Here is a 24,459-nt window from a genome sequence, read left to right on the forward strand (position 1 = left end):
AGTCTGCGCAAGCCCTCCACTACCGACAGGTAGTCCCACCCACCGACAACACGCCACCCCCGGCCATCACACCCCCTCGGCCCTCACACCGTGTCAGGTATCGGCAGTGGCCGTTTCTCGATCGCCGCCGCCATCACGTCCGGGAACAGATCCGGCGTGCAGGCGAATGCCGGCGCGCCCAGCGCGGCCAGCGCCGCCGCGTGCTCCCGGTCATAGGCGGGCGCCCCCTCGTCGGACAGCGCCAGCAGCGTCACGAACTGCACCCCCGACGCCTTCATCGCCGCCACCCGCTTGAGCATCTCGTCCCGTATCCCCCCTTCGTAGAGGTCGCTGATCAGCACGACGACCGTCTCCGAAGGCCGGGTGATCTGCGACTGGCAGTACGCCAGCGCCCGGTTGATGTCCGTGCCGCCACCGAGCTGGGTACCGAAGAGCACGTCGACCGGGTCGTCGAGCTGATCGGTGAGATCCACGACCGCCGTGTCGAAGACGACGAGCCGCGTGCTGATCGACCGCATGGACGCCAGCACCGCCCCGAACACCGACGCGTACACGACCGATGCCGCCATCGACCCGGACTGGTCGATGCAGAGGACGACCTCCTTCTTCACCGACTGGGACGCCCGCCCGTAGCCGATGAGCCGCTCCGGCACGATCGTCCGGTACTCCGGCAGATAGTGCTTGAGGTTGGCCGCGATCGTGCGGTTCCAGTCGATGTCGTGATGGCGCGGCCGGTTGATCCGGGCGCTGCGGTCGAGGGCACCGGTGAGCGTGGCCCGGGTCCGGGTGGCGAGCCGCTTCTCCAGGTCCTCGACGACCTTGCGCACCACGGTCCGTGCCGACTCCTTCGTCGTCTCCGGCATCGCCTTGTTGAGGGAGAGCAGCGTGCCGACGAGGTGCACGTCCGCCTCCACCGCTTCCAGCATCTCCGGCTCCAGCAGCAGCGTGGAGAGCCCGAGCCGGTCGATCGCGTCGCGCTGCATCACCTGGACGACGGAGGAGGGGAAGTACGTCCGTATGTCTCCCAGCCAGCGCGCCACGGACGGCGCCGACGCCCCGAGCCCGGCCGAACGTTCCCGTCCTCCCTGTCCCGTCTGCGGTTTGTCCCCCTTGCCGTAGAGCGAGGTGAGCGCCGCGTCCATCCCGGCGTCGCGCCCGGTGAGGGTGCATCCGGTGCCGTCGGCCGCGTCACCGCCCAGCACCAGCCGCCACCGCCGCAACCGCTCCGCGCCCGGATCACCCGTTTCAACCGATGAGATCGTCACGCCTCCACCCCCACGAGATCCCTGCCGTCCCTGCCGTCCCCGTCGTGCCTGACGTCCCTGACGTCCCTGACGTCGCCGTCCTGCCGACCGCGGCCATCGCCACCGCGCCCCGTCGAGCCGACCGGTCCGCCACCCGCGCCCCCGCCCGCGCCCGCACCCCCACTCACCCACGTGCCCGAACTCGCATCCGAAGCCGAACTCGAACCCGAACCCGAACCCGGATCATCCAGGCCCAACAACAGCCGCACCACAGGCTCCACCGCGTCGGCGCGTACGGCATCCGGCTCGGGCGCGAAGCCCGGTATGCCGGAACCGCCGGTGGCCACGCTCCCCCGCACCCCGGGCCCGCGCCGCACCAGTTCGCCCAGCGTGCGCCGCACTCCGGGCTCGTACGCCGAGAACGTGCGCCGCAGCAACGGCAGGACGTCCGTGAACGCCTCCTCCGGTACGCCGCTCAGCCACGCGTCGACCAGCCCCAGCAGCCGCTCGTCGTGGACGAGGAGCATCCCGCCCCCGGAGCCGCCGCCGACGAAGCCCTCGATCCAGGCGGCGGCGTCCGCCGGCGGCGTCCCCGGCGAGAGCGCCAGCCCCATGAGGCGGGCAGCCTCCTCCGCCGGCAGTTCCCCGTCGTCCAGCAGGAGCCGCACGGCGCGGCCCCGGATGACGCCGGGCACGGTGTCCCGCGCGGACAGCACCCGCAGCACCCGGCGCCAGCGGGCGCGCAGGTCACCGTGGCCGGGCGCGGGGGCGTCACCCAGCAGGCCCACCGCCCCGTGCACCGCGTCCACATGGCGCCGCATCTCCTCGGCCCCGTCCGCGTCCAGCGCGGCGCAGGCCGGCGGCAGACCGACGAACACCCGTTCGGCGAGGCCCGCGGCCACCCCGGCCAGCGCACCGGTGTCCGTACCGCGCACATCGCCGTAGCGCAGGGTCCGGACCAGGGCCGGCAGCGCCTGGGCGAGCCGGCCGACGTCCGTGTCCAGCGCCGCCCGGTCGGCCAGGATCCGCATCACCACCGGGAGCGCGTCCGGCAGTTCGGCCAGCAGGCAGTGTTCGGCGAGGGCCGTGACATCGGCGAGGTGCGGTGCTGCGACGGCGTCCGCCTCGGCCTTGGCGGTCGCGGCGGAGAGCACCGTGGTGCCCCACACGCCGGCCTCGGCGACCCGCACCGACAGCTCCGGCTCCCAGCGCAGCCGCCAGGTCTCCCGGAACGTGCCCGTGCCCGCGCGTGACGCGGCCGGCTCGCCCCAGCCGACGCCGAGCAGGCGCAGCCGGTGCAGGAGCCTGCTGCGCTCGGTGTCGTTCTCCTTGCGCAGATCGAGCTCCAGCTCCCGCTCCAACGCCTCCGGCTTGAGCCGCAGCCGGCGCTGTATCCGGGTCAGATCGCGTTGCAGCGGTACCGCCGGCGCCGCTTCGGGCACCTCCCCCAGGACGTCCCCGACGATCAGCCGGTCGTGCACCAGGCCCAGCGGTACGTCCGACCCCTCGCACATCACCGCACGCACGGCGTCGGTCGTCTCGGTCAGGCCGGGCAGCGGGCGTCCCCGCATCACGGCGAGCGTCTCGGCCAACCGCACCGCCTCGATGACGTGGGCCGAGGACACGATCCGGTCCTCTTCCCGCAGCAGCCCCGCGACCTTGGTCAGCCACCGCTCGACGGGCCGGTCCGGCGCCTCGAAGAGATGCCCGTACCAGCCCGGTGAGTCGATGCCCGCGCCGTAGCCGCTGCTCCGGGACAGCCTGCGGTGGGTCCACGGCACCCATGTCATGTCCACCTTGACCTTGGGCAGGCCCTTGAGCAGCGCCCGGTCGGCGGTGACGGCGGTCTTCCGGCGCAGCGCGGGCACGTGCCAGGCCCCGCACACCACGGCCACGCCGCCCGGGAACTCGCGCTGCGCGGCCCGGACCTGCAGCCGCATGTACGCCTCGCGCACCAGGTCCCGGTCGTGCTCGGTGTCCGCCCCCGGCGGTCCCGACGGGCTCGGCGAGCCGGCCCCCCGCGTCCCCTCCGCCGCCTCGGTCTCCCGCAGCGCCCCCATCGCCTCCTCCAGCGCGGCGAACGGTGCGAGCGGGTCGTCCTCTCCCGCGCCCCGGTGCTCGACGACGTCCTCCCACCAGCGCTCGGGGTCGTCGTACCCGGCGGCCTCGGCGAGCGCGGCGAGCGGATCGGTCCGCACGGCGGTCCGCGCGGCGGTCCGCACGGTCAGCCCCTCCGAACCCGCGTGATCGGGCGCATCGGACGCCGTGCGCCCACCGGACTCAGCCGGCCCACCGGACTCAGCCGACTCGCCGGATTCACCCGGCTCGTCCGACTCACCCGTCTCCTCCGTCCGCTCCCGCAAGGCCAGCGTGTGCGTGGCCGGCAGATCGAAGAAACGGACCGGGACGTCGTGGTCCAAGGCCCAGCGGAGGGCGACCCACTCCGGTGAGAACTCTGCGAGCGGCCAGAACGCCGAGCGGCCGGGCTCGTCCACGGCGTGGGCGAGGAGGGCGACCGGCGGCCGCATCTCCTCGTCGGCGGCCAGCGGGACCAGGGCGTCGGCCTCGGGCGGTCCCTCGATCAGAACAACCCGGGGCCGGGCGGCAGCCAGCGCCGCCCGCACCGCGCGGGCCGACCCCGGCCCGTGGTGCCGTACGCCCAGCAGCAGCGGGCCACCCCCGCGGACCTGGGCGTCAGTGCCCGTCACACCGTCCTCCTCCCTTGAACTCCCCCATGGATTCCCGGACTCCCGCTGATCCACGAGCGCCCGTGCAGGACCACGTCGTGTCGTCCTCGTCACCGGAGCGACCCATCAGGACCTGCCCGTCGTACGCCATCAGCCCAAGTCCCTCCGTCCTCCGTGACGCCCCTCGGATGCCGGTGATGCCGGTTATGCCGGTCATGCGCTCACCTCCCGGCAAGCCCGGTAGAAGTCCTTCCAGCCGTCGCGCTCGCGGACGACCGTCTCCAGGTACTCCTGCCAGATGACGCGGTCGGCCGCCGGGTCGCGGACGACGGCGCCGAGGATGCCGGCCGCGACGTCGCCGGAGCGCAGCACGCCGTCGCCGAAGTGCGCGGCCAGCGCGAGCCCGCCGGTGACGACGGAGATCGCCTCGGCCGTGGACAGCGTGCCGCTGGGCGACTTCAGCTTGATGCGTCCGTCGGTCGTCACCCCGTCGCGCAGTTCACGGAAGACGGTGACGACGCGGCGGATCTCGTCGATGCCGTCGGGCGCGGCGGGCAGGTCGAGGGAGCGGCCGATCTGGTCGACGCGGCGCGAGACGATCTCGACCTCGGCCTCGGGGCTCTCCGGCAGCGGCAGTACGACGGTGTTGAAGCGGCGGCGCAGGGCGCTGGACAGGTCGTTGACGCCGCGGTCGCGGTCGTTGGCCGTGGCGATCAGGTTGAAGCCGCGGACCGCCTGGACCTCCTGGCCCAGCTCCGGTATCGGCAGCGTCTTCTCCGACAGGATCGTGATGAGCGTGTCCTGCACGTCGGCCGGGATACGGGTCAGTTCCTCGACCCGGGCGGTCATTCCCTCGGCCATCGCCCGCATGACCGGGCTCGGCACCAGGGCGTCCCGGCTGGGGCCGTGGGCGAGCAGCTGCGCGTAGTTCCAGCCGTACCGGATCGCTTCCTCGGGCGTGCCGGCCGTGCCCTGCACCAGCAGCGTCGAGTCACCGCTGACCGCCGCGGCCAGGTGCTCGGACACCCAGGTCTTGGCGGTGCCGGGCACCCCCAGCAGGAGCAGGGCGCGGTCGGTGGCCAGCGTGGTGACGGCGACCTCGACGATGCGGCGCGGGCCCACGTACTTCGGCGTGATGACCGTGCCGTCCGGCAGGGTGCCGCCGAGCAGGTAGGTCGCGACGGCCCACGGCGACAGCTTCCAGCGGGCCGGGCGCGGGCGGTCGTCCTGCGCCGCGAGCGCGGCCAGTTCGCCGGCGAAGGCGTTCTCGGCGTGCGGGCGGAGGGCCTGATCGGTCTCCCGCACTCCTGCGGATGTCTGGGTGTCCGCGTCCGTGTGCACGGGCGCGGACCCGTTCTGGCTCGGGTCGACGGACGTCGGTTCTGCGGACACAGGCATGGCTGAGTCCCCCTCCAGCTCGGCCGGTTCGGATCTGGCATCAACGGTGCACCACACCACTGACAATCGCTCTGACCTGCACAAACGCCGTCGCGAAGGGTGATTGTCAGTGGCAGGTCCTAACTTCGACGGCATGACTCAGCAGGGGGAGCGCTGGACGGCGGACCAGGTGCTGGCACTGGCGCCTGACGCGTCGTCACGGAAAGCGGGCGGCAAACTCGGCACGGCCGGGCCGTGGTCCGGGGCGGGATGTACCGACGAAGGGGCGGTGTGGGGACTGTGCAAGGGCAGCGGCAGCAAGCCGTACCAGACGGTCGTCGATCTCGCGGGCGCGAGCGGGCCCGCGTACAAGTGCAGTTGTCCGAGCCGCAAGTTCCCGTGCAAGCACGCGCTCGGTCTGCTCCTGCTCTGGACGGGCGGGGACGGCGCGGTGCCGTCGGCCCAGGCACCGGACTGGGCGGAGCAGTGGCTGTCGGCGCGGCGGGGGAAAGCGGAGCGGAAGGGACGGGCGGAGACCTCGGGTTCCGGCTCCGGTTCCGCGTCCGCCGATCCGGAGGCGGCGCGGCGCCGGGCAGACCGCCGGGCCGAGCGGATCTCCGCGGGCGCCACGGAGTTGGAGCAGCGCCTGACCGACCTGCTGCGCGGCGGCCTGGCGGGCGCGGAGACGGCCGGGTACGAGCTGTGGGAGGAGACCGCGGCCCGCATGGTCGACGCCCAGGCTCCCGGGCTCGCCGCCCGGGCCCGCGAGTTGGGTTCGATCCCGTCGTCCGGCCCCGGCTGGCCGGTCCGGCTGCTGGAGGAGTGCGCCCTGCTCCACCTGCTCGACCAGGGCTGGCTGCGCCGTGACCGCCTGCCGGAGGGGCTGGCGGCGACCGTCCGCTCGCGGGTGGGTCTGCCCGCGTCGCCGGACGGACCGGCCGTCCGCGACCGGTGGCTGGTCCTCGCCCAGTACGACACGGCGGACGCGCGGCTGACCACGCGCCGGGTCTGGCTGTACGGGACCGAGTCGGACCGCACCGCCCTGCTCCTCTCCTACGGCGCGGCCGGCCGGGCCCCGGAACTCGCGCTGCCGGTGGGACTGGCACTGGAGTCGGAGGTGTCCCCTTATCCGGGAGCCGGCCAGTACCGGGCGGCCCTGGGCGAGCGGCTCGCCCCGCCCGCCGTGACGGAGGAACGTCCCCCGGGAATCAGTACGTCCCGGGCGGCAGCCCGCTACGGCGAGGCCCTCCGCGACGATCCTTGGCTGGATTCCGTACCGGTGACACTGGACGGGGTCATACCGGTCCCGGACGGCGACGGCTGGCAACTGGCGGACGCCGACGGCGACACGGCCCTGCCTCTCACGCCCGCTGCCCGCAACCGCCCGGGCCTGTGGCGCCTGGTCGCGCTGTCGGGCGGCGCGCCCGTCAAGGTCTTCGGCGAGTGCGGCCACCGGGGCTTCACCCCGCTGACGGCATGGCCGGCCGGCCCGGGCCCGGCGGTGCCGCTGCACTGACCCACCTGCCTTCCTCCGAACCGCTCCCCTCTTCCCGAGCCGCCTCCTCGACATTTCAGACACCCGCCCCACCCTCTCCAGGAAAAGGAACCGCATGTCCAGGACACCCGCGCCCGCGACCGCGCCGCCCGTCTGGGAGGAACTGGTCACCGCGGCCCTGCTCGGCACGGAACGGCGTACTCCGCCTGGTTGCGCACCCGGTCCGCACGCTCCGACGGCCCTGCTGGACGCGGCGGCCATGGAGACCGTCCGCAGAAGGGCCTCCCTGCGCCCCGCCCGGCCGGCGGAGCGTCCGGCGCCGGCCCCCGCCGATCAGCGTCCGCCCCTGCCGGAGGCCGCCTCCCGCAGGCTCGCCCTGCTGCTCACGGACCGTCCCGGCACGGGCGGCGGCCGGCGCGGGTCGGCCCCGGACCTCATGGAACTGCTGCCCCAGTGGCTGGCGGCGGCGAACGACCACGGGTACGCGGCCCCGCCGGAGGCACTGCCCGGACTGCTGGACGCGGCGCGCGGCCGGACCGACCTGCGCCCGGCGGCCCTGGAATTCGCCGGACCCCGCGCCTTGTGGCTGGCCCGGCTGAACCCGGACTGGCGGTTCGCCCTGCGCGCGGCACCGGGCGGCGACTCCGCGCTGCCGCGCCCGGAGGAGGCGGACCGGGTCCGCCGGCTGTGGGAAGAGGGCCTGTTCGCCGAGCGGGTCGCGCTCCTGTCGTCCCTGCGCGCCCGGCACCCCGCCGACGCCCGTGACCTGCTCGCCACCACCTGGGCGACGGAACGGGCCGAGGATCGCCTGATGTTCCTCGACTCGCTCCGCACGGGCCTCGGCCCGGACGACGAACCGTTCCTGGAGCAGGCGCTCGCCGACCGCAGCCGCAACGTACGGGCGACGGCGGCGGAGCTGCTGTCGGCACTGCCGGGTTCGGCACTCGCGGAGCGGATGGCCGCGAGGGCGGTGACCTGCGTGTCCGTCGACCGCACCCGGACCGTCCCGACGATCGTCGTGGAGGCACCGCACGAGTGCGACGCGGGCATGGAGCGCGACGGTGTCGTCCCCAAGCCGCCCAGCGGACGGGGCGAGCGGTCCTGGTGGCTGGGTCAGTTGCTGGAAGCGGCGCCTCTCCCGACGTGGACCGGGCGCCTGGGCGGACGGACGCCCCAGGAGATCGTCGCGCTCCCGGTGGCGGACGACTGGCAGGGCGAGGTGCACGCCGCGTGGTGCCGGGCGGCCGTACGCCAGCGGGACACCGCGTGGGCACGGGCGCTGCTCGGCTCACCCACGGCACCCGAGGCCGGAGGGCCGGGCGCGGTGTCCCTGGCCGAGCGGGCCAAGCTGCTCGGTGTCCTGGCCGCCGCCGAACGCGCCGAGTGGGTCGCCGGGTTCATCGCCACACACGGTCTGTCCGAGGCGTTCCAGCTCCTCGGGGTGTGCGCGGTGCCGTGGGCCGCGCCGCTGGGACGGGCGGTGGTCGACGCCCTCAACATCGCTCGGGACGCGGGGAACTACCCCTGGAGCTTCAGCGGGGTCATGGGCCTGGCGGAACGGTGCCTCGACCCCTCCGAGGCGGACCGCTTCGACGGGCTGTCGGCGATACCGGACGAGCCGGAGGACGCGTCACCCGGAGCCGGCGGGTACTGGGCGGAGGCGTTCCAGCGCCTGGTCACCACGTTGCGGCTGCGCGCGACGATGGCGGAAGAACTGGAGCCGGGCCCGGCCCTCACGGACGTTCCCCGCACCCAGAAGCCGCGCTGACGTCCGGCCGCCCCCGCCGTACCGCGCCTGCCCGCTCCTCCCTGCTAAGCCCTCCGTACGCCTACGCCTCCCTGCCCTGCCCTGCCCTCCGTACGCCTACCCTCCCCGTCCTGCCCTCCGTTCGCCTCCCCGCCCCGCCCTGTTCGCCTCCGCCCCTCTCCCTTCGACCGCCTCGACGCCTCTCCCTCACGCCTCCGCAGGCTGCCGCGCGTTCTCCCGCACCCATTCCACGATCGACGTCGTGGTCGCGCCAGGGGTGAAGATCGCCGCGACGCCCTTCTCCTTCAACGGCGGGATGTCGGCCTCCGGGATGATCCCGCCCCCGAAGACCAGGATGTCCGCCGCGTCCCGTTCCTCCAGGAGGTCGATCACGGCGGCGAAGAGGGTGTTGTGCGCACCCGAGAGAATGGACAGGCCGATCGCGTCGGCGTCCTCCTGGATCGCGGTGTCGACGATCTGCTCGGGGGTCTGATGGAGCCCGGTGTAGATGACCTCCATACCCGCGTCGCGCAGCGCCCGCGCGATCACCTTGGCCCCTCGGTCATGGCCGTCGAGCCCCGGTTTGGCCACCACCACTCGGATCGGTCCGGCTGCCACGCCCATCACTGCCTCCATGACATGAAGCGACCTCTGACGAAGTGAACGAACGTTATCTCCAGCATCCCGCAACCGGCAGTTTCGCGATGGCCACCGAGGGGGAAATCACACAGAAGAACATATTGACCGCGCAGCGTTCCGACCATCGGCGGGAGCGCGCAAGGAGAGCCGCGCCCGACACGGACGCACCGGGCAGCACAGCACACGGGCAGTGAACACGGGGACACGCACAGCACGCGGGCAGCGCGCGGACAGCGCGCTAACAGTGCGCTAACAGTGCGCTAACAGTGCGCTGACAGTGCGCGGGCCAGACGGCACGAGCACGCGAACCACCAGCTCATCACCGGTACGCCGAACCCCACCCCTCACAGAAGTCACGCCGTACCCCATTTGCACCGCCCGGCACCCGTGTCACGGCTCTCCATGAGGGCACACGGGAGACAGAGGCGTTCTTCCGCGTACCGACGGGAGGCCGGCCATGAAGGTCAGCTGGGCAGTGCAGCCCTTTCGTCCGCTGTGTCAGCGGCTCGCACCGGTTCTGCCGGTGAAGGTGGCGGGCGTGTCCGTGGGTCTGCTGAAGGCGACGGCCCTGGAGATCGCGATCCTGGCCGGGCACGTCATCCTCTACCCCTCGGGCATCATCCAGGAGCGCCGGTCGGCCCCGGCGCTGCCCGCCCCGGCCTCGCCGGACCGACAGCCCTCCGCCAAGCACGACGCCGCCGCCACTGCCACCGCCACGGCCACCGCGGCCCCCGTCGCCGAGGCCCCCACCCCCGACAACCGCGCCGCCGCCGACCCCGCCGCCGGAACCTCCATCGCACCCCCGCGACTGCCGACGCAGGCCGAGAACCGCCCTCCGGTCGTCCTGCTGCACGGCTTCATCGACAACCGGTCCGTCTTCGTCCTGCTCCGCCGCAGCTTGGCGCAGCACGGCAGGCAACAGGTCGAGTCGCTCAACTATTCACCGCTGACCTGCGACATACGCACCGCGGCGGAGCTGCTGGGCCGGCACCTGGAGGACATCTGCGAGCGCACGGGCAAGGACCAGGTGGACATCGTCGGGCACAGCCTCGGCGGGCTGATCGCGCGGTACTACGTCCAGCGCCTCGGCGGTGACCGGCGCGTCCGGATGCTGGTGACCCTCGGCACCCCGCACACCGGCACCCGCGTGGCGCCGCTGGCCAACGCGCACCCGATCGTGCGCCAGATGCGCCCCGGCTCTCCGGTGATCGAAGAACTGGCCCGCCCCGCGCCCGGCTGCCGCACCCGCTTCGTCAGCTTCTGGAGCGACCTGGACCCGCTGATGGTGCCGCTGGAGGCGGCCCGCCTGGACCACCCGGACCTGCTGTCGCAGAACGTACGGGTCAGCGGCATCGGCCATCTGGCCCTGCCGGTTCACCCCGCGGTGGCAACCGGAATCCGGCAGGCCCTCGACGCGAGCGACATCAGCGCACCGTCCGAGGCCGGCCCCGACGACCCGACCGGTTCCGCCGGCCCCACCGGGCTCACCGTCGCCTGACAGCCGTCTGACAGGCCACGCATCCGGCATCCACCGCGCGTCCACCGAACACGGAAAGACGTTCACCCGCGACCGACCCATCGAACAACCCTCGAACACAAGGCCAAACCCGTGCCCGCAGTCCGCCGAATCACGGCCGATTGCCCGTTTCCTGCGCGAGCGAAACCTGAGGAAGATTGTCGCGCCCGCGTACCGCCGGGTACAGTCGCCGCACTGCTCTGGCAGCCCCTGTTGTCGAGGCGAAAGAGAAGTTGGTGAACGACCGTCACCCGTCGGGGACCCCCACCGCCCCGGCCGCGGCTTCCGAAGCCGCCTCGGCGCACTACGCGTCGTACGGCATCCAGGAAGCCCAGTACGGCGACCTCACCACGTACAACGGCTACGACACCACTGGTTTTGCCGCGGACCCGCTCTTCGGCGATCTCCCGGATCAGAACACCGGGGCATACGAGACCGCTCCCTACGCCGCGGCCACGACCGCCGCGGCTGCCGCCACGGCCACGTACGACACGACCGGCGCGTACACCGCGTACGACACGACCGGCACGTACGACACCACCCAGTGGACCGGCAGCCACCAGACCCTGGACACCGGCGGGCATCAGACGCTGGACACCGGTAGCCACCACACGCTGGACACCGGCGGGCACCCCCTCCTGGACACCGGCGGCCACCAGACCCTGAACTACGACGCGTACGCCGCTCAGCACCACGCCGCGTACGACACCGGGGCCTTCGACACCGCCACTTGGGCGGACGGCTGTCAGCCCCTGCCCACCGTGCCGCCGCAGCCGGGGGCTCCGGACACCAGCGGCCAGTGGGACAGCACCGCCTGGCTCCAGACCGACCAGCTCGCCCAGATCGACCAGATCGACCAGATCGACCAGTCCGGCGCCCCGGCCTCCGCTCCGGCCCCGGTGGACCCCGCCGACCAGACCCAGCAGTGGGACTGGGGCACGCAGACCTTCGACACCGGCGCGTACGACGCCACCCAGTGGAACACCGACGGCACGCCGACGCACGACGGAACCGCGCAGGACACACCGCAGAACCACCCCCAGAACCACCCCCAGAGCGACCCGCACGACGCCGGTCCGGACCACGGCCTCGCCGCCACCGGCGAACTCCCCACCGTCGCACCGCTGCTGGAGGAGGAGGAAGAGAACACCCCGGCCGCTGACGCGTCGCAGGCGCCCGGCACCCGCGCCGCCGCCCGCGCGGCTTCCCGGAGCGGATCCCGTTCGCGCCGCCGCCAGCCCGCCAAGCGTTCCGCGCTGCTGACCATCGCCGTGCCCTCGGCCTGTGTGATGGGCGTGGCCGGTATCGCCGCCGCCTCCGTCGACGGCCTGAACGGCGACGGTGACAAGGAGAACACGGCCTCGGCGTCGGACACCCGGACCCAGGCGGTGAAACCGTCCGCCGCCAACAACAAGCTCGACACCCAGCTCGCCAGTCTCTCCGCAGGCGCCGACGACTTCGCCGACCGGGCCAGCCGTACCCAGGAGCGCATCGACCTCAAGGCCGAGCAGGCGGCGGAGAAGAAGCGCGCGGCGCAGGAGGCGGCGCGCAAGGAGCGGCTGCGCCCCAAGTTCGCGCTCCCCGTGGCCCAGCACGGGCTCAGCGCCTACTACGGCCAGTCCGGCATCAACTGGATGTCCGTCCACTCCGGCATCGACTTCCCCGTCTCGTACGGCACGACGGTCATGGCCGCGACCGACGGCACGGTCCGCACCCAGTACAACAGCGCGTACGGGAACATGATGATCGTGACGGCGAAGGACGGCACGGAGACGTGGTACTGCCACCTCTCCAGCTACCAGGTCGCCTCCGGTACGACCGTCAAGGCCGGGGACGCGATCGCGTACTCCGGCAACTCGGGCAACTCGACCGGCCCGCACCTGCACTTCGAGGTGCGCCCCTCCGGCGGCTCGGCGATCGACCCGCTGGCGTGGCTGCGCAGCCACGACCTCGACCCGACGTGAGCCGCCCGGACCCCCGGACGCGGAACGCCTGAACCACCCGGCGCAGAACGCCCGGGCCCGGGCCCCCGAAGGGGCCGCGGGCTGCAGGTTCCGTCAGAGCTTCTCCACCGGCGCGTACCGCAGCAGCAGCCGCTTCGGCTTGGTGTCACCGAAGTCGATCGTCGCCTCGGCGTTGCCTCCCGTGCCCTTCACCGCGACCACCGTCCCGAGTCCGAACTGGTCGTGCGTGACCCGGTCCCCGACCGCCAGCGACACCGCCGGCTGCTCACCGGCCCGGCGCGTGGCGAACCCGGACCCGCCGGACGCCGACGACCGCGACCGGGACCGGGACTGGGAGGACGACAGCGAGGCCGCCACCCCGGACACCGGCCCGGCGGACGAGGCGGCGGCACTCGCGCCCGTCCGCTTCCACGCCAGGTGGGCGGCCGGGATCTCCTCCAGGAACCGTGAGGGCGGGTTGTACGACGGCTGCCCCCAGGCGCTGCGCAGCGTCGACCGGGTCAGGTACAGCCGCTCCCGCGCACGCGTGATGCCGACGTACGCCAGCCGCCGTTCCTCCTCCAGCTCCTTGGTCTGGCCGAGGGCGCGCATGTGCGGGAAGACGCCGTCCTCCATGCCGGTCAGGAAGACGACCGGGAACTCCAGGCCCTTGGCGGTGTGCAGCGTCATCAGCGTGACGACACCGTCGCCGTCCTCCTCGTCGGGGATCTGGTCGGAGTCGGCGACCAGCGCGACCCGCTCCAGGAAGTCGGCGAGGGTTCCGGTCCCGGCCTGCTCCCCCTCCGCCTCCGCGCGCTCCTGCTCGAACTCCAGGGCGACGGCGGCGAGTTCCTGGAGGTTCTCGATCCGGGTCTCGTCCTGCGGGTCGGTGGAGGCCTGCAACTCGGCGAGGTAGCCGGTGCGTTCCAGTATCGCCTCCAGTACGGTGGCCGGTCCGGCGCCGGACTCGGCGATCGTGCGGAGGTCCTCCATCAGCGTGTTGAAGCGTTTGACGGCGTTCGTGGAGCGCGCGGCCATGCCGTACGCCTCGTCGACGCGCCGGAGCGCCTGCGGGAAGCTGATCTTCTCGCGCTGGGCGAGGGCGTCGATCATCGCCTCGGCGCGGTCGCCGATGCCCCGCTTCGGGACGTTGAGGATGCGCCGCAGCGGCACCGAGTCCTCGGGGTTGGCGAGGACCCGCAGGTAGGCCAGGACGTCCCGGACCTCCTTGCGCTCGTAGAAGCGGACGCCGCCGACGACCTTGTAGGGCAGGCCGGTGCGGATGAAGACCTCTTCGAAGACACGGGACTGGGCGTTGGTGCGGTAGAAGACGGCGACGTCGCCGGCCTTGGCCTCGCCCGCGTCCGTGAGCCGGTCGATCTCGTCGGCGACGAACTGCGCCTCGTCGTGCTCGGTGTCGGCGACGTACCCGGTGATCCGCTCGCCCGCGCCCGCGTTGGTCCACAGGTTCTTCGGCCGGCGCGACTCGTTGCGCTCGATGACCGCGTTGGCGGCGGACAGGATGGTCTGCGTGGAGCGGTAGTTCTGCTCCAGGAGGATGGTGGTCGCGTCCGGGTAGTCCTCCTCGAACTGGAGGATGTTGCGGATGGTCGCGCCGCGGAAGGCGTAGATCGACTGGTCGGCGTCGCCCACGACGCACAGTTCGGCGGGCGGCACCTCGGCCTCGGGCGGCACGTCCACCGGGTGCTCGGCGCCGGTGCCGACCAGCTCGCGCACCAGGGCGTACTGGGCGTGGTTGGTGTCCTGGTACTCGTCCACCAGGACGTGCCGGAAGCGGCGGCGGTAGTGCTCGGCGACGTCCGGGAAGGCGCGCAGCAGGTTGACCGTCGTCATGATCAGGTCGTCGAAGTCGAGGGCGTTGGCCTCGCGCAGCCGCGTCTGGTACATCGCGTACGCCTGGGCGAGGGTCTTCTCGAAACCGTCGGCGGCCTGGGCGGCGAAGTCCTCCTCGTCGATCAGCTCGTTCTTCAGGTTCGAGATCTTGGCGCTGAAGGACTTCGGCGGGAAGCGCTTGGGGTCGAGGTCCAGGTCACGGCAGACCAGCGCCATCAGCCGCTTGGAGTCGGCGGCGTCGTAGATCGAGAACGACGACGTGAAACCGAGCTTCTTCGACTCCCTCCGCAGGATGCGTACGCACGCACTGTGGAAGGTCATCACCCACATGGCGTTCGCGCGCGGGCCGACGAGCTGCTCGACGCGCTCCTTCATCTCACCGGCGGCCTTGTTGGTGAACGTGATCGCGAGGATCTGGCCGGGGTGGACGCCGCGCGCGCCGAGCAGGTGGGCGATGCGGTGGGTGAGTACGCGGGTCTTGCCGGAGCCTGCGCCGGCGACGATGAGCAGCGGGGAACCGGCGTGGACGACCGCGGCGCGCTGGTTCTCGTTCAGTCCGTCCAGGAGCGCGGCGGGGTCCAGTACCGGGCGTGGGGCGCCGTCCCGGTAGTAGTGGTCCCGGTCCGGCGGCACGTCGAACTTCCCGGCGAACAGATCGTCCGGGATCGGCTCCGGTACGTGCTCGTCCTCGGGCGGTGGCGGAGGTTCCTCCTCGTGGCCGCGGGGGGCCTGGAGGCTCGCCAGGAAGCTGTCGTCAAAGAGGCTGCTCATCGCTCTACGAGTCTAGGGCGCCCCACCGACAACCGGACGCCCCCTCGAAAACCCGGCCGGACCCGGACCGCTGGACACGCTCCCGCCACCGCACATCACCCACCGTGAGGGCCGCCCCCTAGGTCACGAAAATGTATCGGGCATATCACCCTTCAACCTTCACAGGGGCCACACGAGTTGGCTACGGTGCGGGCGGGCCGCACGACCCCCACCGGCGAACGTCGCCGGGCCGCGCGGCCTCCGCCGAATCCGGCGTGCCCGCGCGGGCGCCCGGAACCGGGGACCCACCGTGACATGGGGTGAATCGGTTCACAGCCCTCCCCGGGGCGCGAACCGTAGGGCAGCCTTCCGTCCCACCGCCCGAACCCGACAGCTAACCCGGTAGGCGGAGCACGGAAGGAGTCGCCTCCCTTGGCGTCGCACCGCAAGTCGCGTCCCGCCGGAACGCGCGTGGCAGGCATACGCACCCCCGTCCTGGCCACGGCCGCCCTCACCTCCGTCGCCCTGCTCTCCCAGACGGCCACCGCCGCTCCCGCCGACGACCGGCCGAGCCTGGAAGAGGTCCAGAAGAAGGTCGACGACCTCTACCGCCAGGCCGGCTCGGCCACCGAGAAGTACAACGCGGCCAAGGAGAAGACCGCGATCCAGCGCGAGCAGGTCGACAGCCTCCTGGACGACGTCGCCCAGCGCACCCAGGAGCTGAACGACGCGCGCGAGGAGCTGGGCTCCTTCGCCGCCGCCCAGTACCGCACCGGCGCGGCCGTCTCCGACACCGCGACCCTTCTGCTCGCGGACTCCCCGCAGGACTACTTCGACCAGAACCAGCTGATGGACCGGCTCACCGGCCGCCAGAAGCAGCTGGTCGACGACTACGTCACCCAGCAGGCCGAGACGATGGAGAAGCGCCAGGAGGCCACCGAGAGCCTCCAGACGCTCACCACGTCGCAGAAGGACCTGAAGACGGCCAAGGCCACCGTCCAGACGAAGCTCGCCTCCGCGCGTGAACTGCTGGCCGACCTGACCGCCCAGGAGAAGGCGCGGCTCGCCGCGATCGAGAAGAAGAAGCAGGCGGAGGCGGCCCGCAAGGCCAAGGAGCTGGCCCGGCAGCAGGCCGAGGAACGGCAGCGCCAGGAGGACGCCGCCGCTGCTGCCGCTGCCTCCGAGCAGGCGAGCGGCTCCACGGGCACGGAATCATCGGGCCCGACCGACTCCTCGTACGCCACCAAGGCCGACAAGGCCCTGGCCTTCGCCCGCGCCCAGATCGGCAAACCGTACGTCTGGGGCGCCACCGGCCCCGACTCCTACGACTGCTCCGGCCTCACCCAGGCCGCCTGGAAGGCTGCGGGCGTCGACCTGCCCCGCGTCACCTACGACCAGGTCAACGCCGGCACCACGGTGTCGATCTCCGCGGCGCAACCCGGTGACCTGGTCTTCTTCTACGACGACATCAGCCACGTCGGCATCTACATCGGCAACGGCATGATGATCCACGCGCCGAAGCCGGGCGCGTACGTCCGCGAGGAGTCCGTCTACTACGACGGTGAGTCGTCGATCTACAGCGTGGTGCGCCCGGCCTGAGCGGTTCCGCTCTTCCGGCACCGGCCCCGGCCTGGTGCGCCGGTCGCGTCCGCGCGGCCGGCGCTCAGGTCCACAGCACCGCGATGAAGACGTTCACCATGGTCAGCACGCCGACCAGCCCGAACAGCCCCTTCTCCACCTTCTCCTCGTCCCGTTTCACATAGACCAGGCCGAGGATCACGACCAGCACGGCCAGCTTCACGCCGATCTTGATGTTGTTGACGGACTGGTCGTCGGCCTGGTTCAGCCCGACCAGGATCACCCCCGTGACCAGCATGGTCAGCGCACCGTGCAGCATCGCCGGGCCGAATCGGGCGGTGCCTTCGCCCATCGCCTTCATCTGGGTGAGGAAGCCGCCGAGCAGCGCCGCGATGCCGATGATGTGCAGGCCGACGAAGAGGTGGATGAGTACGTCCATGAGTCCGGAGCCTAATGAAGGGCGCGGAACCGGCCGGCCACCCGTCCCCCCGGTACCGCGGTTCCCCACGGGGCTACACTCCGCCCGGCCGCGAGGCCGTCCGGCGGTGGCCGCGTCAGACGAGGCGCCGCGCGGTGGCCCACCGCGTCAGCTCGTGCCGGTTGGACAGCTGGAGTTTGCGCAGGACCGCCGAGACGTGGGACTCGACCGTCTTGACGGAGATGAACAGTTGCTTGGCGATCTCCTTGTACGCGTAGCCTCGGGCGATGAGGCGCAGCACCTCGCGCTCCCGCTGGGTGAGGCGGTCGAGGTCCTCGTCGACCGGCGGGGCGTCGGTGGAGGCGAAGGCGTCGAGGACGAAGCCGGCCAGGCGGGGCGAGAAGACGGCGTCGCCCTCCTGGACCCGGAAGACGGAGTCGACGAGGTCGGAGCCGGTGATCGTCTTGGTCACATAGCCACGGGCGCCGCCGCGGATCACACCGATCACGTCCTCCGCCGCGTCCGAGACGGACAGGGCGAGGAAGCGGACGGGCCGCTCGGCGTCGGCCATCAACGGGGCGCAGCGACGCAGCACTTCGACGCCACCGCCGCCGGGGAGGTGGACGTCGAGCAGGACCACCTCGGGCCGGGTCGCGGTGATGACCGTGACGGCCTGGTCGACGTCGGCCGCCTCTCCGACCACCTCGACCCCGGTCTGCTCGGTCCGGCCGATCTCGGCCTGCACGCCCGTACGGAACATGCGGTGGTCGTCGACGAGGACCACGCGCACGTGCCGCCCGGCCGTCCCTCCGGTCGGCTCGGCGGACTCCGCGTTCGCTTCGGTCGGGTCGCTCATGACGTCTTCTCCGCCCTCTCCATCTCCAGCTCGACCTCCGTGCCGCCGCCGGGCACCGCGCGCAGCCGCGCCGTGCCGCCGTTGCGCTCCATGCGGCCGATGATCGATTCTCTGACACCCATCCGGTCGGCGGGTATCGAATCGAGGTCGAAGCCGGGTCCCCGGTCCCGGACGGACACGAAGACCGTCCTGCCCTCGACTTCGGCGAAGACCTGTACGGCACCGCCCTCGCCACCGTACTTGGCCGCGTTCACCATCGCTTCGCGCGCGGCCTGCATCTGTGCTCCGATCCGTTCGTCGAGCGGGCAGTCGCCGACCACGACGACCTCTATGGGGACGCCGTGCTTGTCCTCGACCTCGGCGGCGTCGCGCTTCACGGCCTCGGCGAGGGTGGCCGGTTCGTCGGCTTCGTCCTTGCCGTTGCCCTCCGGCTTGTAGAGCCAGGCGCGCAGGTCCCGCTCCTGAGCGCGGGCCAGGCGCCGTACCTCTCCGGGACTTTCCGCGTTGCGCTGGATCAGGGTCAGGGTGTGCAGCACCGAGTCGTGCACATGGGCGGCGACCTCGGCGCGCTCCTGCGCCCGGATGCGCATCAGGCGTTCCTCGGAGAGGTCCTGCGTCATGCGCACGAGATACGGCCCGGCCAGCAGTGTGATGCCGACCAGGACCGCGAGGGCCGCCTGGAGCACGGACCCGAGGTGGGCCGCGGAGCCCTGCAGCACGAAGATGCCGGAGACACCGGCCGTCACCAGCAGCACCCCGGCCACCGCGCGCAGCAGCCGGACCGTGCGCCGGCGCCGGCCCGCCTCGACCCAGCGGGCCCGGCGGGCGTTGTCCGCCTGCCGCCAGACGAGGGCGACGCCCGCGCCGACCAGCACGGTCGGCCAGAGGTACGCCTTCACCCCGCCGCTGAGGTCCACGTTGCCCACGAAGACCATGGCCACGACGACCATGAGGAGCAGGGCGACGATCTGTCCCTTGTCCGGTCTGCGGGCGACGAGTCTGCGGCGGCCGTCCGGGGAGGTCTCGGTGGCGACGAGGGACGGCGGCTTCTGCGCGTCGACACCGCCGACGCCGAGCGGCACGAAGAACCAGAACGCCGCGTAGAGCAGCGCGCCGAGCCCGTCGGCCATGAACAGGCCGACGAAGACCAGCCGCACCCAGACCACGGGCAGCCCGAGGTGGCCCGCGAGCCCCCGCGCCACTCCACCGAGCCAGCGTCCGTCGCTGCTGCGGTAGAGCTTGCGCGGCGGCCGTGGCTCGACGACTGGCGCTGCTGCGGCTTCCGGCATGCCAACGATGGTCACACGGCCCCGGGGCCAGGGCATCAGGGTGTACCCCGGAGACTCCCCTGATCTTCGGAGCGGCGTGTCGTCGAACATCTCCCCGGCGCCTCATCAGGGCCGATATCAGGGTCCGACCAGGGTCGTAACGGCTGCCGCCGCGGCGCCGCGCCCGCCACCATGGACGCATGACAGAAAACGAGCGCGCCGCGGCGGGTACGGGACCCGGTGCCGGCCCGCGCCCGCCACGGGGCGCCGGGCCGCAGGACACCGCGCCCAGCGCGGCTGCCACGCCCGGCGCTGGCGCCGATGCCGGGGCCGGGGCCGGGCCGGGCGTGCCCGGGCCACCGCACCGGTTCCGCCGCGACCGGCGGCACAAGATGGTGGCCGGGGTGTGCGCGGGGCTCGGCCGGCAGTGCGACATGGATCCGGTGATCTTCCGGATCACGCTGGCGGTGCTCTCCGCGACCGGCGGTCTCGGTCTCCTCTTCTACGGCTTCGCGTGGCTGTTCGTCCCGGCCGACGACGAGGACGAGAACGAGGTGCGCAAGCTGCTGACCGGCCGCGTCGACGGCCAGGCGCTGGCAGCCGTGCTCTTCGCCCTGGTCGGCTGCGGCGTCTTCCTGACCATGCTGCACAACAGCGGGGTGCTCACCTTCGCCGTGGTCCTCTCCCTGCTGCTCGCGGGCGCGGGGTACTGGTCGCAGCAGCGCGGCACGCCCGGGCCCGACCCGCTCGCCGCGCAGGCCGTCGCCGACGCCCCGCCCGAGGCGAAGGCACCACCGGTCATCATCACCTGGCCGTCCTGGTGGCGTGACCCCATCGTCAAGGACGGCTCCCATGCCGGCGGCACGGGTTATCTGTGGGGACCGAGCGAAGCCCGCGCCCGGGACATAGCGGCGGCCGTCAACATCAGCCTGGGCGACCACATCCACGACCATGACCACGACCGTGCGGGCCCGGACGAACCGCGCCCCCGGCCGCCCAGGCCGCGCGGTCCCCGCGGGATCGGTGGCTGGGTCTTCCTGCTGGCCCTCCTCGCCGGCGCGCTCGGCACCCGGGTGTCCTGGGGCGAGCAGGCGCTGGGCACCAGCCTGCAGACCGGCCTGGCCTGCGCGCTGGCCGTCTTCGGTCTGGGCATCGCGGTCAGCGCCTTCCTCGGGCGCACGGGGGCCGGTTCGGTCTTCCTGGCGATCGTCACGGCGGGGCTGCTCGCCGCGTCGGCCGCGCTGCCCAAGGACATCGGCACCGAGTGGGTGCGCACCGACTGGACACCCGCCTCGGTGGCGGAGGTGAAGCAGCGGTACGAGGTCGGCACCGGTGTCGGCACCCTGGACCTGTCCCGGCTGGACCTGGACACGGACCGGACGGTCACCACCCGGGCCGAGGCGGGCCTGGGCCGAATACGGGTCATCGTGCCGCCGGACGTGACGGTACGGCTGGACGTCGAGGTCGGACTGGGCGACATCCAACTGCCGGGTGACGATCAGAAGGACGTGGACGTGGCACCCGACAAGCACCGGCGGGTGACCCTGACTCCCCCCGAGGGCGGCAAGGGCGCCGGAACACTCGATCTCGATGTGGAGGTCGGTCTCGGCCAGGCGGAGGTGAGCCGTGCTGCGTCATGAGTTCCAGCCGGGGCGGCTGGTGGCCGGGGCCTTCCTGGCCGTGGCGGGCGTCGTCTACGCCGGCGACGCGGGCGGGCTGTGGGAGACACCGTGGTTCGCGGTGATTCCCGTCGTCGTCGGCGGCCTCTGTCTCGCGGGCGCGGTGGGCACGCTGGCCCACGGGGTACGGCGACGCCGTCGGCCACCGGACCACCACCCGTCCGACACCGCCGAGCCGCACGCGGACGCCCGGGGCTGAGTCCGGGCGGAGGCCGGCACGAACCCGGTGGCTCAGTTCCCCCGCATCACCGGTAGGCGCCTCGTCGCCGCCGTCGCCGCGCACGCAACCCCGCGTCCAGCGACAACACCGGCGCACCCGCCAGCACGAGAGGAATCCACGCCATGAGGTAGGCCAGGTCATTGCCGTAGTAGTACGGGTCGGAGGCCCAGCTCACCGTCAGCCACAGGCTGAGCGAGATCAGGGCGCCGCCCAACGCGGCGAGCCGGGCGAGGAGCCCGATCAGGGTGCCGATGCCGACGGCCAGTTCCCCGAAGGCGATGGCGTAGCCGAAGCCGGACGGGCTCTTCAGGGAGAGGTCGACGAGGGCGGGGACGGCCGAGGAGTCACGGACGGTCCGCATCATGTCGCCGACGGAACCGGAGCCCGAGTCCTTCATGAAGGCGCTGTCGGTCAGTTTGTCGATGCCGGCGTAGACGAAGGTGATGCCGAGGAAGATCCGCAGAGGAAGGAGCGCATACCGGGTGGCCCGCTCGCGCCAGTCCAGGGCGCCGTCGCCGGGGGACGTGTCCGTCCGCATGCCGTGAGTCATCGCTGCCAGCCGCCTCTCGCCCGCCGCGTGCCGAGACCCCCTCGACGTCCATACGTACGACGTGGAGGACCCGCTCAATCCTCACGGGCCAAGATTTTTCCCGACTGGATCGTTTCTGACCGACAGGAGACCGACCTGCTTGGAAACCACCCGCCTCGAAACCACCCGCTGCGAAACCACCCACTTGGAAACCGCGCTGCCTGGAGACAGCCTTGCTTGGACACCGCACTGCTTGGAGTCCACACCGCGTGGTGACCGCTCGGGGCCCTCACTCCGTCACGTCGATCACACACCGGTTGGTTTCCACTCCCGCCGCCGTGACCACCTGCACCTCGACCCGCCCCGGCTCCACGTCCGCCGGTACGGGCACGGTCAGCAGCGTGTCGGTGGGGTTGCTGAAGCCTCCGGCGACCGGGACCAGCGGCACGTGGACATGGACCGCGCCGATCCGCACCACCATCCGGGACAGCCGGTCCGCGCTCTGCGCCCCCGGCGGTACGAATCCGGCACCCCGGATCTCGATGTCGTCGCCCGTCCGGATGGGTCCGTCCAGATCACCGGCCTCCCGGGCCCGCACCACCGAGAGGACCACCGGACGGCCGCCCTCGGCGTACTTGCCGGCCAGGTAGGTCGCCGCCGACACCAGCACCACGACCGCCAGCCCCCACGGCAGGTCCGGCAGCTGCTCCGGCCGGCGGGCCAGCCGTACCGCCCCGAACACCAGGGCGACCCCGTTGATCACGACGTACTGGATGTCGGCGAAGGTCCCGCGTCCGGCGTCGTCCGTCAGCAGATCGGCCGCGCGCGGCCGGTTCGCCCTGACCTTCTGGAGCCGCTGTCCCAGCACCCGCAGCCCGACCACCCGCCGTACCAGGACGGCGACCCCGCAGACCACCGCGAGCACGGTCACCACACCGGCGCCCCGGCGCAGTTCGAGGCCGGAGATGAGGGCGTCCCGGTCACCGTGCGCGGAGGCCAGCGCCAGTTGTCCCACCAGCACCAGTACCGCGTAGGCGACGAACAGCACCCAGGCCGCCGCCACGGCGCGGGACGTGGAGAGCCGGTTGTCCTCGCCGATGACCGGGGCCAGCGCGCCGCCCCGGGCCCGGTGGAACCAGGACGCCGCCGTCAGCGCCCCGGCCACGACCAGCGCCGCCAGCAGACCGGCGGTCCGGGCGGGCGTCCAGCCGGCGCCCACCGCGGTGAGCGCCTGCACCAGCAGCAGGAGCACCACGGCGGCCAGTGCCGTGCCGGCCGTGCGGCGCCACAGGCCGGCCAGCCAGGCCCCGCCCTCGGCCCGGCCGCGTTCGGCGACGAGCCCGGCGGACTGGGTCAGTTCCTCGGAGACCCACTGCCGGGAGGCCGACGCCGAGTGGGCCACCGCGGCCGGCAGCCCCTGTCCGGCCGCGAACTCGTCCCTGCGCAGGGCGAAATCGGCGACCGCCCGCCGATGGCCCTCACGTGCGCCGTGCGGGCAGTCCCCGCACGTGCACCCGCCGCCGTGCACGCCCGCCCCACCGTGTCTCGCCTCCTGCACCGCCACGCCCGACATCCACCTTCCGCACCCTTGCGACCGGACCCGCAACTCCCCCGGGACGACAGCGAATTGTGCCCTACACCACCCCGTTCGCGCCGGGCGCCCCCGGCCTCCTCTGCTCAGCACGGGTGACGTGCGGTCCGCAGGGTTGACCCGGCTGCGAGAATTCCCTTATGGCCGAGATCATCCAGCGTGACGGAGCCTGGGCCTTCGACGGCAGTACGGTCAGGATCACCCCGGGCCTGCACCGCTCGGTGCCGCTGTTCCGGCAGACGTACGGAGAGGTCGCCGTACCGCTGGAGGCCGTCTCGGGCGTCGTCTTCGAGCCGGAACGCAAGCGCGGGCGGCTCCGGCTGCGGCTGCGGGAGGGCGCCGACCCCCTGCTCCAGGCGACCGGCGGCCGGCTCCCCGGCCCGGCGGACCCCTACCGGCTGACGGTGGACACCGACCGCGCCGGGATCGCCGAGTACGTCACCGAGGAGATCCGCCGCGCGCTGCTGCTCGACCGGGTTCCGAAGGGGCCCGCCACGGCGTATCTGCTGCCGGGCCCTCCGGTCCCGGTCTCGGTCCGTTCCTCCGACGGCACCGTCTCCTTCGACGGCGCCCGGGTACGGATCGACTGGGCGGACACCTCCGAGCGGGTCAAACGCGCCACGGGGCCCAGGATCATCCACGTGGGTGACCTCGTGCGGGTCGAGTGGCTGCCCAACTCCGGTCACCAGGACGGTGTCCTGCGCTTCGTGACGCGGGAGACGGTCTCCGCCGAGCTGCCGCCCGAGAAGGACCCGTACGCCCTGGACCTGTGGGGCAACGCCCGCCGCGATCTGCTCACCGCGCTGGTCGCCACCGCGGTCACCGCCCGGCTGCCGCATCCGTCGGCCCGCGCCGACGCCCACGCGGCCCTGAGGGACGAGGGCTGCCACCCGGCCCGCGCCGCGCCGACGCGGATGGACCGTCACGACGTACTGCTGTGCCGGCTCCGCGAGTTGGGGCGGTTGCACCGCGACGGGGTGCTCACCGACGAGGAGTTCGCGATGACCAAGGCGGTGGTGCTCCGGGCGTTCTGAAGCCCGGCCCTGCGGCGGGCCGGACCCGCCGGAC

General features: G+C 72.6%; 18 protein-coding genes and 1 riboswitch. Of the genes, 8 read left to right on the plus strand and 10 right to left on the minus strand.

Translation table 11 applies throughout. From position 1 onward, the window contains the following. Positions 1-83: 83 nt before the first annotated feature. From ACIQR3_RS02735 to ACIQR3_RS02745, 3 genes are all read right to left on the minus strand, one after another. Positions 84-1,265: a VWA domain-containing protein gene (locus ACIQR3_RS02735; RefSeq protein ID WP_403533154.1), complete on the minus strand. Its 1,182-nt coding sequence runs from the start codon at positions 1,263-1,265 to the stop codon at positions 84-86. Continuing rightward, positions 1,262-3,952 (minus strand): DUF5682 family protein, encoded by a 2,691-nt coding sequence (locus ACIQR3_RS02740; RefSeq protein WP_403533157.1) that lies wholly within the window; start codon positions 3,950-3,952, stop codon positions 1,262-1,264. The genes ACIQR3_RS02735 and ACIQR3_RS02740 overlap by 4 nt, the downstream gene beginning before the upstream one ends. Positions 3,953-4,144: 192 nt before the next feature. Continuing rightward, a complete protein-coding gene (locus ACIQR3_RS02745) occupies positions 4,145-5,329 on the minus strand; it encodes an AAA family ATPase (RefSeq protein ID WP_403533160.1) in 1,185 nt (394 codons plus the stop codon). 133 nt (positions 5,330-5,462) lie between these two features. Between ACIQR3_RS02745 and ACIQR3_RS02750 the strand changes: the two genes are divergently transcribed. Both ACIQR3_RS02750 and ACIQR3_RS02755 read left to right on the plus strand, forming a co-directional pair. Then, a complete protein-coding gene (locus ACIQR3_RS02750; RefSeq protein WP_403533163.1) occupies positions 5,463-6,824 on the plus strand; it encodes an SWIM zinc finger family protein in 1,362 nt (453 codons plus the stop codon). 94 nt (positions 6,825-6,918) lie between these two features. Next, positions 6,919-8,571: a DUF5691 domain-containing protein gene (locus ACIQR3_RS02755; protein ID WP_403533165.1), complete on the plus strand. Its 1,653-nt coding sequence runs from the start codon at positions 6,919-6,921 to the stop codon at positions 8,569-8,571. Positions 8,572-8,757: 186 nt separating this feature from the next. On the opposite strand, the gene ACIQR3_RS02760 is transcribed toward ACIQR3_RS02755, so the two are convergent. Next, positions 8,758-9,174, minus strand: a complete 417-nt coding sequence (locus ACIQR3_RS02760) for a cobalamin B12-binding domain-containing protein (RefSeq protein WP_403533168.1) — start codon at positions 9,172-9,174, stop codon at positions 8,758-8,760. A 472-nt stretch (positions 9,175-9,646) separates the two neighbouring features. Between ACIQR3_RS02760 and ACIQR3_RS02765 the strand changes: the two genes are divergently transcribed. Beyond that, positions 9,647-10,687, plus strand: a complete 1,041-nt coding sequence (locus ACIQR3_RS02765; RefSeq protein ID WP_403533171.1) for an esterase/lipase family protein — start codon at positions 9,647-9,649, stop codon at positions 10,685-10,687. A gap of 254 nt (positions 10,688-10,941) precedes the next feature. Beyond that, positions 10,942-12,669 carry a M23 family metallopeptidase gene (locus ACIQR3_RS02770; protein WP_403533174.1) on the plus strand — a complete coding sequence of 576 codons (1,728 nt, stop codon included), beginning with the start codon at positions 10,942-10,944 and terminating at the stop codon, positions 12,667-12,669. Between the two features lie 93 nt (positions 12,670-12,762). On the opposite strand, the gene pcrA is transcribed toward ACIQR3_RS02770, so the two are convergent. Continuing rightward, positions 12,763-15,273, minus strand: a complete 2,511-nt coding sequence (gene pcrA, locus ACIQR3_RS02775; RefSeq protein ID WP_403533177.1) for a DNA helicase PcrA — start codon at positions 15,271-15,273, stop codon at positions 12,763-12,765. A 231-nt stretch (positions 15,274-15,504) separates the two neighbouring features. Beyond that, positions 15,505-15,676, plus strand: a riboswitch (cyclic di-AMP (ydaO/yuaA leader). Between the two features lie 8 nt (positions 15,677-15,684). On the opposite strand from pcrA, the gene ACIQR3_RS02780 reads away from it, so the two are divergent. Next, positions 15,685-16,851: an NlpC/P60 family protein gene (locus ACIQR3_RS02780; protein WP_403533180.1), complete on the plus strand. Its 1,167-nt coding sequence runs from the start codon at positions 15,685-15,687 to the stop codon at positions 16,849-16,851. Between the two features lie 64 nt (positions 16,852-16,915). Here ACIQR3_RS02780 and ACIQR3_RS02785 read toward each other — a convergent pair whose 3' ends face one another. The 3 genes from ACIQR3_RS02785 to ACIQR3_RS02795 form a co-directional block, all read right to left on the minus strand. After that, positions 16,916-17,269 (minus strand): hypothetical protein, encoded by a 354-nt coding sequence (locus ACIQR3_RS02785; protein WP_403533183.1) that lies wholly within the window; start codon positions 17,267-17,269, stop codon positions 16,916-16,918. Positions 17,270-17,384: 115 nt separating this feature from the next. Continuing rightward, positions 17,385-18,104, minus strand: coding sequence for a LuxR C-terminal-related transcriptional regulator (locus ACIQR3_RS02790; RefSeq protein ID WP_403533186.1), 720 nt, complete (start codon positions 18,102-18,104; stop codon positions 17,385-17,387). Beyond that, positions 18,101-19,393 carry a PspC domain-containing protein gene (locus tag ACIQR3_RS02795; protein WP_403533189.1) on the minus strand — a complete coding sequence of 431 codons (1,293 nt, stop codon included), beginning with the start codon at positions 19,391-19,393 and terminating at the stop codon, positions 18,101-18,103. Before ACIQR3_RS02795 ends, ACIQR3_RS02790 begins: the two co-directional genes overlap by 4 nt. Before the next feature lie 179 nt (positions 19,394-19,572). On the opposite strand from ACIQR3_RS02795, the gene ACIQR3_RS02800 reads away from it, so the two are divergent. Continuing rightward, positions 19,573-21,012, plus strand: a complete 1,440-nt coding sequence (locus tag ACIQR3_RS02800; RefSeq protein ID WP_403533191.1) for a PspC domain-containing protein — start codon at positions 19,573-19,575, stop codon at positions 21,010-21,012. Further along, positions 20,999-21,250 (plus strand): hypothetical protein, encoded by a 252-nt coding sequence (locus ACIQR3_RS02805; RefSeq protein WP_403533195.1) that lies wholly within the window; start codon positions 20,999-21,001, stop codon positions 21,248-21,250. Before ACIQR3_RS02800 ends, ACIQR3_RS02805 begins: the two co-directional genes overlap by 14 nt. Positions 21,251-21,296: 46 nt before the next feature. Here ACIQR3_RS02805 and ACIQR3_RS02810 read toward each other — a convergent pair whose 3' ends face one another. Together ACIQR3_RS02810 and ACIQR3_RS02815 are read right to left on the minus strand one after the other, a co-directional pair. Continuing rightward, entirely contained in the window at positions 21,297-21,821 is a 525-nt protein-coding gene (locus ACIQR3_RS02810) for a DoxX family protein (RefSeq protein WP_403533198.1), read from the minus strand. 268 nt (positions 21,822-22,089) lie between these two features. Then, complete coding sequence (locus tag ACIQR3_RS02815; protein WP_403533201.1) at positions 22,090-23,364, minus strand: hypothetical protein; 1,275 nt, start codon at positions 23,362-23,364, stop codon at positions 22,090-22,092. Between the two features lie 167 nt (positions 23,365-23,531). Between ACIQR3_RS02815 and ACIQR3_RS02820 the strand changes: the two genes are divergently transcribed. Next, a complete protein-coding gene (locus tag ACIQR3_RS02820; protein WP_403533203.1) occupies positions 23,532-24,425 on the plus strand; it encodes a DUF4429 domain-containing protein in 894 nt (297 codons plus the stop codon). Positions 24,426-24,459 lie beyond the last annotated feature (34 nt).

This window comes from Streptomyces sp. NPDC090994, assembly GCF_044768905.1.
GTDB lineage: Bacteria > Actinomycetota > Actinomycetes > Streptomycetales > Streptomycetaceae > Streptomyces.

Coding starts and splice junctions, on each gene's coding strand:
- ACIQR3_RS02745 (WP_403533160.1), bottom strand. CDS start 5,329: ATGCCTGTGTCCGCAGAACCGACGTCCGTCGACCCGAGCCAGAACGGG.
- ACIQR3_RS02750 (WP_403533163.1), top strand. CDS start 5,463: ATGACTCAGCAGGGGGAGCGCTGGACGGCGGACCAGGTGCTGGCACTG.
- ACIQR3_RS02755 (WP_403533165.1), top strand. CDS start 6,919: ATGTCCAGGACACCCGCGCCCGCGACCGCGCCGCCCGTCTGGGAGGAA.
- ACIQR3_RS02760 (WP_403533168.1), bottom strand. CDS start 9,174: ATGGGCGTGGCAGCCGGACCGATCCGAGTGGTGGTGGCCAAACCGGGG.
- ACIQR3_RS02765 (WP_403533171.1), top strand. CDS start 9,647: ATGAAGGTCAGCTGGGCAGTGCAGCCCTTTCGTCCGCTGTGTCAGCGG.
- pcrA (WP_403533177.1), bottom strand. CDS start 15,273: ATGAGCAGCCTCTTTGACGACAGCTTCCTGGCGAGCCTCCAGGCCCCC.
- ACIQR3_RS02785 (WP_403533183.1), bottom strand. CDS start 17,269: ATGGACGTACTCATCCACCTCTTCGTCGGCCTGCACATCATCGGCATC.
- ACIQR3_RS02790 (WP_403533186.1), bottom strand. CDS start 18,104: ATGAGCGACCCGACCGAAGCGAACGCGGAGTCCGCCGAGCCGACCGGA.
- ACIQR3_RS02795 (WP_403533189.1), bottom strand. CDS start 19,393: ATGCCGGAAGCCGCAGCAGCGCCAGTCGTCGAGCCACGGCCGCCGCGC.
- ACIQR3_RS02800 (WP_403533191.1), top strand. CDS start 19,573: ATGACAGAAAACGAGCGCGCCGCGGCGGGTACGGGACCCGGTGCCGGC.
- ACIQR3_RS02810 (WP_403533198.1), bottom strand. CDS start 21,821: ATGACTCACGGCATGCGGACGGACACGTCCCCCGGCGACGGCGCCCTG.
- ACIQR3_RS02820 (WP_403533203.1), top strand. CDS start 23,532: ATGGCCGAGATCATCCAGCGTGACGGAGCCTGGGCCTTCGACGGCAGT.